The sequence below is a fragment of the Streptomyces beihaiensis genome, assembly GCF_026274175.1.
In the GTDB taxonomy this organism is placed as follows: Bacteria; Actinomycetota; Actinomycetes; order Streptomycetales; family Streptomycetaceae; genus Streptomyces; species Streptomyces beihaiensis.
The window spans coordinates 1-1632 of sequence record NZ_JAPHNL010000188.1; the positions used below are offsets into that span (position 1 = coordinate 1).

A 1632-nucleotide genomic window follows, 5' to 3' on the forward strand; every position below is an offset into this window, starting at 1 on the left:
GTCGTCGGCGCGGGCCGGGTCGGCCCCGCGCTCGCCGCGTCCCTGGAGCTGGCCGGGCACCGCCCCGTCGCCGTCTCCGGCGTCTCCGACGCCTCCAGGCGCCGCGCCGACGCGCTGCTGCCCGGCGTCCCCCTGGTGCCGCCCGCCGACGTCCTCGCCCGGGCCGACCTCGTCCTGCTCACCGTCCCCGACGACGTGCTGCCCGGCCTGGTCGAAGGGTTCGCCGAGACCGGAGCCGTACGTCCCGGACAGCTGCTCGCCCACACCTCGGGGCGGTTCGGCGCCAGGGTGCTCGACCCCGCCACGCGCGCGGGCGCGCTGCCGCTCGCACTGCACCCGGCGATGACGTTCACCGGCACGCCCGTGGACGTGCAGCGGCTCGCGGGCTGCTCGTTCGGCGTGACCGCGCCCGAGGAGCTGCGGCTCGCCGCCGAGGCCCTGGTCATCGAGATGGGCGGCGAACCCGAGTGGATCGCCGAGGAGAGGCGGCCGCTGTACCACGCGGCCCTGGCGCTCGGCGCCAACCACCTGGTCACCCTGGTCGCGGAGGCGATGGAACTGCTCGGCGACGCGGGCGTCACCGCGCCCGACCGGATGCTGGGCCCCCTGCTCGGCGCGGCGCTCGACAACGCGCTCAGGTCAGGGGACGCGGCGCTCACGGGCCCGGTCGCGCGCGGCGACGCGGGCACGGTCGCCGCACACGTCACGGAGCTGCGCAAGCACGCCCCCGGCACCGTCGCCGGATACCTGGCGATGGCCCGCGCCACCGCCGACCGCGCCCTCGCGCACGGCCTGCTCAAGCCGGAGCTCGCCGAGGACCTGCTCGACGTCCTGGCCGCCGGCACCGGCACGGCCGGCGGCACGGGCGGCGGCGCCACCGGTTCGGAGGAGACCCGATGACCACGACCGCCACCCTGCTGCACAAGAGCGCCGAACTGCGCGCCCGCCCCCGCGCCGGACAGCGCGTCGTCGTCATGACGATGGGCGCGCTGCACGAGGGCCACGCCGCCCTGATCCGCGCGGCCCGCGAGCGCGCGGGCGCCGACGGCGAAGTCGTGGTCACGGTCTTCGTGAACCCGCTCCAGTTCGGCGCGGGCGAGGACCTCGACCGCTACCCGCGCACCCTCGACGCGGACGTCGAGCTCGCCGCGGCGGCCGGCGCCGACACGGTGTTCGCGCCGTCCGCCGACGAGGTCTACCCGGGCGGGCAGCCACAGGTGCGCATCACGGCGGGACCCATGGGCGAGCGCCTCGAAGGCGCCTCGCGGCCGGGCCACTTCGACGGCATGCTCACCGTCGTCGCCAAACTGCTGCACCTCACCCGCGCGGACGTCGCCCTGTACGGGCAGAAGGACGCCCAGCAGCTCGCGCTCATCCGCCGCATGGTGCGCGATCTGAACTTCGACGTGGAGATCGTCGCCGTGCCCACGGTCCGCGAGGCCGACGGGCTCGCGCTGTCCTCCCGCAACCGCTACCTCTCGCCGGACGAGCGGGCCGCCGCGCTCGCCCTCTCCCGCGCCCTGTTCGCGGGCCGCGACCGGCACGCGGCCGGAGAGGCGCCGCGCCAGGTTCTTTCCGGGGCTCGGGCCCTCGAACCGGTCACAGATCGGTATGTGTACGTCTCCACTGTCA

The 1632-nt window shown here is 76.3% G+C and carries 2 protein-coding genes; both read left to right on the forward strand.

The genetic code is table 11. The features are described 5' to 3' along the window. The coding region (locus OFY01_RS16540; RefSeq protein ID WP_266600621.1) for a Rossmann-like and DUF2520 domain-containing protein at window positions 1-900 on the forward strand (900 nt) is incomplete at its 5' end. Next, the coding region (gene panC / locus OFY01_RS16545) for a pantoate--beta-alanine ligase (RefSeq protein WP_266600623.1) at window positions 897-1632 on the forward strand (736 nt) is incomplete at its 3' end. The genes OFY01_RS16540 and panC, both read left to right, overlap by 4 nt.